The sequence below is a fragment of the Devosia sp. genome (assembly GCF_036406155.1).
Lineage (GTDB): Bacteria > Pseudomonadota > Alphaproteobacteria > Rhizobiales > Devosiaceae > Devosia_A.
On the sequence record NZ_DASWVV010000059.1, the window covers coordinates 1 to 8510 of the forward strand.

Here is an 8510-nt window from a genome sequence, read left to right on the forward strand (position 1 = left end):
CTTCCCTGTGGAAAAATGGGATTACCTGCTCAACGTCAACGTCCGTCCCACCTTCATCATGTCGCAGATTTTTCGTCCCGCACTTGCCGCGAGCCATGGTTCGATCGTTGCAGTCTCCTCGATGTCGGGCGTCCGCCCGCACCGCGGTTCCGGCGCATATTCTCCCGCCAAGGCCGCGCTGAGCATGCTCTGCAAGGTGATCGCACAGGAGTGGGCGCCGCAGGGGATTCGTGCCAACGCCGTCGCCCCGGGCATGATCCGTACTCCGCTCACCAAGAGCATTTATGAGAACGACGAGGTGACGCGCCGGCGCATCGAACTGGTGCCGCTGGGTCGCATCGGCACCCCGGAAGACATCGCCGCTGTCGTGTCCTTCCTGGCGGGACCCGATTCCGCCTACGTGACGGGTCAGGTGCTGCTTGCCGACGGGGGCATCACGGATGCGATGCTCGGCCTCATCCCCGGCCTGCCGAAGCCATAGCGCGATACAGCCCGCCTAGGGAGACGCGGTTGCCGCGCACCGGCGGGACCGATATCGGGCGACGCCTGCGCACTGAGCCAGGCGTCGCCCGACACGCCCCACAGAACCGAAACACAGGACCACAGACATGCAGCTGAATCATTTCGCCAACAGGGTCGACAGCCGGTATTTCGAGACCGTCGTGGAGATGCTCAAGGTGAAGTTGAACTTCATCGAGCTCCGGCGCGGGCGGTTGGCGATTCATATGAGACAGCCGGGTTTCAACATCGATCTGCAGTTCACGCGGAGCGACACCGCCAACCGCGACGGCGACAAGAAGTACTCGCAGGTTTCCTTCCTGAGCGACGACCCCAGGGCGGCGCTCGAAGACCTGGCACTGTGGGCCAATGCCAACGGGCTGCCGGCTACGGTAGGTAGCTATTCGGACAAGGAGTTCTACCTGGACGCACCGGACGCCTTTGTCGACTTCGTGATCGAAGCCATGACGCCGGACTGCGCCGAATACGACGTCAACCCCTGATTGAAAGGTTTCTGCGTTGCGTGCAATAAGCTCGGTGAAACGGGTCGCCGTGGTGGGCGCGGACGAGATCGGCGCTAGTTGGACCGCCTGGTTTCTGTCCCAGGGGCTCGATGTCGACGTTTGGGATCCAAACCCAGATTTCGAATCGTACGTGGGCAACTATGTCGCCCGGGCCTGGCCTGCGCTCGAGCGGCTTGGACTGCGTCCGGGTGCGGCGCCCGATCGCTGGTCGCCCCACCAGGACAGACTGGAAGCAGTATCGCGGGCGCAGTTCGTCCAGGAAAGCCTTACCGAAACGCCAGAGATCGCGCGCGAGTTCTACGCCGCGGTGGAGCCCGCCATGCTCCCTGAGGCGATTCTGGCCAGTTCGGCCGGGATGATGCGCATGACCGACCTGCAGGGCGGCCTTTCTACGCCCGGCCGCTTCGTGATCGGCCATCCGTTCAACCCGCCGCACCTGATTCCGCTGGTCGAAGTGGTCCCGGGTGACCGCACCACGGCGGAGACGGTCGATTTCTGCATGGCGTTCTATCGCGCCATCGGCAAGCACCCCATTCACGTCCGCAAGGAGGTCCCCGGGCACCTGGGAAACCGCCTGCAGGCCGCTCTCTATCGCGAGGCGGTGAACCTCGTCGCGGAGGGCGTTGCCTCGGTCGAGGACGTCGACCGGGCCATCACCCATGGCCCCGGCCTGCGCTGGTCGATTATCGGCCCGCACCTGGCGTACCACCTGGCCGGGGGAATGAGCTTCATGCGCGTGAACGAGTCATGGTGGCCGACACTCGGCCAGCCACAACTTACGCCGGAGCTGTGTGAGCGGCTGCTTGCCGGGGTACGGGCGGAAACCGACGGCCAGGACATGGCGTCGTTGACCGGCCAGCGAAACGACCTACTGGTTACGTTGCTGCAGACGATAGGGTCGCGCCGTCCGGGCGAGAGGCAGACCTAGGTAACTCAGACCGCCATGCCGGGGGTCCTCCCCCGGCATGGCGGTCTGACAGGGCGAAGCGATGAAACCCATCTTCATACTCAACGGGCCCAATCTGAACCGACTGGGAACGCGCGAGCCGCACATTTACGGCACCGTGACCCTGGCTGAGATCGAGCTGTCGTGCCGCGAGGCCGCCGCAGGGCATCCCGTCGTCTTCCGGCAAAGCAACAGCGAGGAATGGCTGATCGAGTGGGTGCAGGAGGCCATAGATGACGCCGCGGGGATCATTATCAACCCGGCGGCGTTCTCGTTCACCTCGATGGCGTTGCTCGATGCACTCAAGATGTTTCCGGGCCCCATAACGGAGCTGCATATCTCCAACCTCTACCGCCGCGAGGCGATCTACCACCGCTCCTACGTGTCTATGGTCGCGACGTCGGTGATGGCAGGATTCGGGCCCGGGGGCTATGCGCTTGCCGTAACGGACATGGTTCGCAGGGTCGGTTGTTGAGCAGGCCGCTTCCTGGCCCGCGGCTGCCAACCCGTTGTCAGTGCGGCACGACACCGCTGTTTCGCCGAAACACCGGGGAGATCGTACTGCTCAGGGCCAGCTCGTCGGCGGCAGCCATCAACTCCTCGCCGAGATCCTGCTGCCGGTTCTCACCCAGCCGCAGGGTTGGCCCGTAGATACTGATGACCCCAACTGCCGGACCCTCTGTCGACCGCACGGGGGCAGCGAGCCCGGTCATGCCGCTGGTGAATGTCTCCTGAGCAATGCTGAAGCCGCGCGCCCGTGCGGACTTGAGGAAACGGAGCAGTTTCGTCGTGCTCAACGGCGCGTTGGGCCCGCGGTCCTTTGCGGTTCCAAACCCCTGGGAGGCCACGAGTTCAAGCGCCTTCTCGTCGGGGAGGGTCATCAGCCAGGCGTGCCCGGACGCACTGGAGGCCAGGTGGGCTTCGGCTCCCATGTCCGGATCGTAGCGCAGCCCGGTGCGCGCACCCTGGGCCTTCGCAACCCAGGTGAGCCTGTCACCGTCGACAACCGCAAGCCGCACCAATTCTCCCGATTGCTGTGCAAGCCTGTCCAACACCGGCTGGGCCAGATCGACGATCCCGCTGGCGCTGAGAAAGCCCAGCGCCAAGGACACGAGCCGTGTCGTCAGGACGTAATCCGCCTGCTCGCGTTCCTGGCGTACGTAGTTCAGCCGCGCCAGTTCCCTGAGGAGCCGGTGTGCACCGCTTGGCGGAATGTCGAGTTTCTCGGCGATTTCGCGCAGCGGCAACCCGTTCGGGTTGCGGGCAAGCAATTCAAGAATTTCCAGCGTTCGCTCGAGTACGCCACTCATTGACTACTCTCCTCAAATTGCTGGGCGCAGCCCCAGATGATCGAACCGCTGGCAATGAGCCTTGGTCGAGGCCGACCATCGGCGGCGAATCGCTACCACTTACCGGCCTTCGTTTCAATATGGAATGCCATTCTGACGTGTTCCGCGACGTGAGTGGAAGGGACGTCCTGGTTCTCCACAGAACAATGCTGCCAGCTCAGTCAAGCCGGCCCGCGGCATGCTTCGCGATCCGCCAGCCAAACACGATGGCGGGTCCGAGAGTGGTACCGGGGCCAGGATAGGTGCCCCGAAAGATCGACGTCATGTCATTACCGCAAACATACAATCCGGTGATTGGCACGTTCCTGTCGTTCAGTACGCGGCCAAAGGCATCGCCTTTCAGTCCGGCGCTACTGGCGAGATCAGCCGGTCGCACGGCGACGGCGTAGAACGGTCCGGGTCCGATCTGGCGCATGCAGGGATTCGGTTCGTTGCCGTCATCGCCGTTGAAACGGTTCATCACACTGGCCCCGCGACCGAACTCTTCGTCGACGCCGGTTTGAGCATATCGATTATGGTCGGCAACGCTGCGTTCGAGACCTGCCGCATCGACACCGATCCGCTCTGCCAGCTCGCGCAGCGTGCGCCCTTCCGCGACATAGCCGGCTGCCTTGAAGCGTCGCAGCTGCCGCCCCCCGGCGAGAATAAGACCAAGGCCGTAATCGCGCACGAAGCTCGCGTCGCAGATGAGCCAGGCGGGTATCGAAGGCGTGTGGGCATTTGCGCGCAACATACCCATGGAGAAATCGTGGTAGGAGTCGGATTCGTTGACAAACCGCCGGCCGGAACTGTTGACGGCGATGAGCCCCGGTTTGGCGCGGTCCAGAATAATATGCGGCCAGATCGCGTCCGGTTTGCCGGGGCGTTTCATGACGGAGCACGGCATCCATAGCCCGGCGCTGTCGTGTCCGTCGTCCAGCTGCCCCCCGACATCGAGCGCGCTCGACACGCCGTCGCCGGTGTTCGTCGCCGGAGCCAGGCATAGGTCCCGCGTACCCTCGGGATATGTGCGTGTCCTCAGCTCCGGATTCCAGGCAATGCCTCCCGTGGCGAGCACGACACCTCGCCGGGCCCTGACTGTGCGGCGTCCGGCGGGTGTGTCAACCACAGCGCCGACGACCCTTCCGTCTTCGACAACCAGTTCCCGCAGGGGGCTGCCGAACCGGATCGGCACCTTTCTCTGCCGCAGACTCAAGAACAGCTGCCCCACCAGCGCGTTGCCCATCAACAAACGGGTCCCGCGCTTGTGGGTGAGCCGATCCAGCAGATACGGCAGGACAACCGACATCGCGGTCAGGAAATTCGACACGGAGGACAGAGGACTTAGCAGGGCGGGAATTTCGGCCCGCCCTACCATCATGCCTCCGAGCCCCATGAATTCCGGACGCGGCGGGCGCACGCGGTCAAAATCCTTGCCCAGTTGCCGACCGTCGAAGATGGTCGGCACCAATGCCCGCCCGCCATAGGCTGCACCAGGGTGGCAGCCGAGATAGTCCGGGTGGGCCTGGGCTGCAACGAAGCGCACTTCGGACTTCGCTTCCAGTTCATCGATCACTGCGGGTCCGGAGGCCAGGAAGGCAGCGCGCAAGTCGTCGCCGCCCCGGGGGCCGACGACGGACCGCAGAAACTGGCTGGCATCCTCAATCGAGTCAGGAACGCCGTCGCGAACACTCTGGCTCGTGCCCGGCACCCATGTTGTCCCACCGGAGGTGGACGTCGTCCCTCCCACAGTGTCCGTCTTTTCGCAGAGCAGAACTTTCAACCCCTCGAACGCACCGGTCAGGGCGGCCGTCATGCCCGCCGCGCCCGCGCCGAATACCAGCAGATCGACGGTCTCGGGCTCGTCCGGCCAACGTGATGACATCTCTTGCTCCATGTTGACCTATGCCCTGCCTGCGGCACGAAGGACCTGCAATGTGGCGTCCCGGGCACCGGCGGCCCGCGCCTTTGGTTGCAGCGTCCTCGCATACTCGTGGTTTGCCACTTCTACGCTGATGGTCAGGTCGGCAGGGATCGCCTCAGCCAGCGCAACACAATCGATGCCGCCCTGCCCCGGCCACAACCGAGCACTGCGAGCAACACGAACAAGCTCCGCATCGCTGCTGTCGTACTCCGCCGGGCCGTCGCAGAACTGCGCGTAGTGCATCATCCAGGCCGGCAGGGCGCGGATCTCTTCAAGCGTGCTGTTCGACCTGTCGAAATGCAGCGCATCGACAAGCACGCCACCATTTGACTCGGCGGCTCCCTCCACGACCGCCCGCGCCGTCGCCACGTCGGGCACGGCGGTCCAGGGCATGAACTCCAGATCGGCTGTAAGACCGAAAGGCAGCGCCAACCGGCAGAAGCCGGCAAAGGTCTCGATCAACCGGTTTCGTTCAGGGTCGTCGCCCGCGACGAGCACGTGACGGGCGCCCAGTGCCGCGGCGCGCTCAAGGAAGGGCTCGAAATCGCTGACTATCGTTTCCCGCTTCAGCCGGGCAATCTCTACATCCCCGACGCCTATGCCGGTGTCGTGGAGCGCCGCCACGGCCTCACGGAACACCGCTCGGTCATTCATCAATGCGTAGGGCCGCTCATCGGGAGCGGCCGGGAGGAGCCGCAGTCCGACCATGTCGTAGCCCGTTTCCGCTGCGATCCGGATCGCGTCCACCGGCCCGCAGTCATGCAATGTGAGGAAGGCCAGTGAGAGCTTATGACTCAACTGTCGCCTCCTCGTTCGAGGCCCATGCGGCCGCCCGGTGAGCTGCCGCGGAAATCCAGCCAACAGGCGTCACCACTTCGTCAAACACTGCAACTCTCATCGGTCCACATCTTTTCAGACTCACCCTACCTCGCCTACGCGAAAACTGGAAGAGTCTTTACATATAGAATGATATTCAACTTTCGTGCTGACGAGCGCCTGACGAGAACCGATGCTGCCGGCGCCAGGCAGCGCCGAGCGTCGCGTCCCTGCCCGAGGCATTCTTGTTCCTCATGGTCGGGTGAGGGAAAGGAAGTTGCCAAGACCTACCGGCCAATGCCTACAGATGTGCCCGGCTCGATATCGATAGCGCGGAAAGAGTGGCCCGAGATGAACTTTGATCTGTCGGAAGAGCAGAAGCTCTTTGCTGAGTCCGTCCGTCGCTTCGCGACCAAGCACCTCGAGAGCGGCGCCCTCGAGCGGGCCCATTCCAGCGAGTTTCCCTGGGAGGTAGCGCAGCTGATCGCGGAAAACGGCCTGCTCGGCATTACGCTGAAGGCCGAGGACGGGGGACTGGGCGGAACGCTCATGGACGCCGTGATCGCCATCGAACAGGTCGCGCTTGTCTGCCCCAAGAGCGCGGATATCGTGCAGGCGGGCAATTTCGGCCCCATCCGCACCCTCGCCGAGTACGCTTCAGCGGACCAGAAGGCCAGGTGGCTGCCGGACCTGCTGGCCGGCAAGATGCTGCTGTCCCTCGGCATGAGCGAACCCGACGCAGGCTCGGCCGCTACCGAATTGCAGACGAGCGCCCGCCTTGACGGCGACCACTATGTCGTCAACGGCTCCAAGGTCTTCGGCACCCATAGCCCCGACGCCGGGATCTTCCTCATCTATTGCCGGTTCGGGCCCGGCGTGGGCGGCATCGGCTCCATCATCGTCGAGCGCGACACGCCCGGCCTAGTGATCGGCAAGCCGACGGCTTTCATGAGCGGCGAGCACTGGTGCCAACTCTATTTCGACAATTGCCGGGTACCCAAGGAGAACCTGTTGCTCGGCCCGGGCGGCTTCAAGAAGCAGATCTCGGCATTCAACGTCGAACGCATCGGCAATACCGCGCGTTCGCTCGCGGTGGGTCGCTATGCCTTCAATCGCGCCCGCGAGTATGCGGAGCAGCGTCGGCAGTTCGGCCGGCCGCTGTGCGAGTTCCAGGGGCTGCAATGGAAGTTCGCCGAGATGTCGCTCAAGCTGGAGGCGGCACAGCTGCTGCTTTACAGAGCCGCCGCCAATGCCGATCTGGGGCTGCCCACGGCCTATGACACCGCCCTTGCCAAGCTTGCCTGCAACGAGGCAGGCTTTCAGGTGGCCAACGACGCGCTGCAGATCATGGGAGGGATGGGGTACTCTCAGGAAACGCTGGTCGAGTACTGCCTGCGACGCGCCCGCGGCTGGATGATTGCAGGTGGGTCCGTCGAGATGCTGAAGAACCGCATCGCCGAACACATCTTCGACCGCAGGTTCAGCCAGCGACCCGATGCCGCTTCCCCGGGAAAGACGGCGGGACAATGACCGCGCCTGTAGACCAAGCCCTTGGGCGCGCCCTCCTCGCCCCGCGCAGCGTCGCGATCGTCGGCGCCTCTGCCGACCCGACCAAGACGTCGTCGCGCCCCCTGCGGTATCTTCTCGAGAGCGGATTTGCCGGCAAGATCTATCCGGTCAACCCCCGCGCGGACGAGATCCTCGGGCAGCAGGCCTGGGCATCAATCGCGGACCTTCCGGAGGTGCCCGATCTTGCCTTCATCCTGCTGCCGAACGAACTGGCAATCGACGCCGTCGCGCAATGCGGAGCCAGGGGGATAAGGGCCGCGATCGTGCTCGCCAGCGGCTTCTCGGAAGCCGGTGCGGAAGGCCGCGCGCGGGAAGCCCGGCTCCTGAGCACTGCGGCAGCAGGGAACGTGCGCCTGCTGGGGCCCAGCAGCCTTGGCCTCGCGAATTTCCACGAGAACCTGGTGCTGACGGGAAACGCCGCCTTTGCCGAGCCCGGCGTCGAGGCGGGAGGGGTGTTCTGCGCCTCGCAAAGCGGCAGCATGATCGGCGCGCTGATGTCGCGCGGAAAGGCGAAAGGCATCGGCTTTGCCAGCTTGGTATCGGTCGGGGGAGAGGCTGACATAAGCCTCGGCGCCCTCTGCGAGGCAACGCTGGATGACCCCCGCGTCACCAGCTATATGCTCTTCCTCGAATCGTTCCGCGACTCCGAGAGCCTGCGCCGATTCGCGGTTGGTGCGGCGCGCCGTGGCAAGCCCATAGCCGCGCTCAAGCTGGGGCGCTCCAGGGCAGCGGCGGAGATCGCCGTGTCGCACACCGGCGCTCTTGCCGGTGACGACGACCTGGCCGATGCGTTCCTTTCCGACTGTGGTATTGCCCGCGTGGAAACGATCGACGCCCTGCTCGAGGTGGGCTCCCTTCTGAGGCGAGTGCCCGTTCTCGTTCCGGAGCGGGCGAAACGGCCGGTT

Annotated in this window: 9 protein-coding genes; 6 read left to right on the plus strand and 3 right to left on the minus strand. The window is 64.4% G+C overall.

Annotated features, from left to right (window positions below; genetic code table 11):
• The 4 genes from VGD93_RS03785 to VGD93_RS03800 form a co-directional block, all read left to right on the plus strand.
• Positions 1-481 (plus strand): SDR family NAD(P)-dependent oxidoreductase (locus VGD93_RS03785; protein WP_395009336.1); only part of this gene is annotated, 481 nt, incomplete at its 5' end.
• Between the two features lie 127 nt (positions 482-608).
• Positions 609-1001, plus strand: a complete 393-nt coding sequence (locus VGD93_RS03790; RefSeq protein ID WP_395009338.1) for a hypothetical protein — start codon at positions 609-611, stop codon at positions 999-1001.
• Positions 1002-1035: 34 nt separating this feature from the next.
• Complete coding sequence (locus VGD93_RS03795) at positions 1036-1950, plus strand: 3-hydroxyacyl-CoA dehydrogenase NAD-binding domain-containing protein (RefSeq protein ID WP_395009340.1); 915 nt, start codon at positions 1036-1038, stop codon at positions 1948-1950.
• Between the two features lie 61 nt (positions 1951-2011).
• The gene (locus VGD93_RS03800) at positions 2012-2443 is read left to right on the plus strand and encodes a type II 3-dehydroquinate dehydratase (protein WP_395009342.1); all 432 of its coding nucleotides are present in this window, start codon (positions 2012-2014) and stop codon (positions 2441-2443) included.
• A gap of 37 nt (positions 2444-2480) precedes the next feature.
• Here VGD93_RS03800 and VGD93_RS03805 read toward each other — a convergent pair whose 3' ends face one another.
• From VGD93_RS03805 to VGD93_RS03815, 3 genes are all read right to left on the minus strand, one after another.
• Complete coding sequence (locus VGD93_RS03805; RefSeq protein WP_395009344.1) at positions 2481-3278, minus strand: IclR family transcriptional regulator; 798 nt, start codon at positions 3276-3278, stop codon at positions 2481-2483.
• A gap of 196 nt (positions 3279-3474) precedes the next feature.
• Positions 3475-5181 carry an FAD-binding protein gene (locus tag VGD93_RS03810; RefSeq protein WP_395009346.1) on the minus strand — a complete coding sequence of 569 codons (1707 nt, stop codon included), beginning with the start codon at positions 5179-5181 and terminating at the stop codon, positions 3475-3477.
• Positions 5182-5199: 18 nt separating this feature from the next.
• Positions 5200-6018, minus strand: a complete 819-nt coding sequence (locus VGD93_RS03815) for a sugar phosphate isomerase/epimerase family protein (RefSeq protein WP_395009348.1) — start codon at positions 6016-6018, stop codon at positions 5200-5202.
• 168 nt (positions 6019-6186) lie between these two features.
• Between VGD93_RS03815 and VGD93_RS03820 the strand changes: the two genes are divergently transcribed.
• Both VGD93_RS03820 and VGD93_RS03825 read left to right on the plus strand, forming a co-directional pair.
• Entirely contained in the window at positions 6187-7566 is a 1380-nt protein-coding gene (locus tag VGD93_RS03820; RefSeq protein ID WP_395009350.1) for an acyl-CoA dehydrogenase family protein, read from the plus strand.
• The coding region (locus tag VGD93_RS03825; protein WP_395009352.1) for a CoA-binding protein at positions 7563-8510 on the plus strand (948 nt) is incomplete at its 3' end. The genes VGD93_RS03820 and VGD93_RS03825, both read left to right, overlap by 4 nt.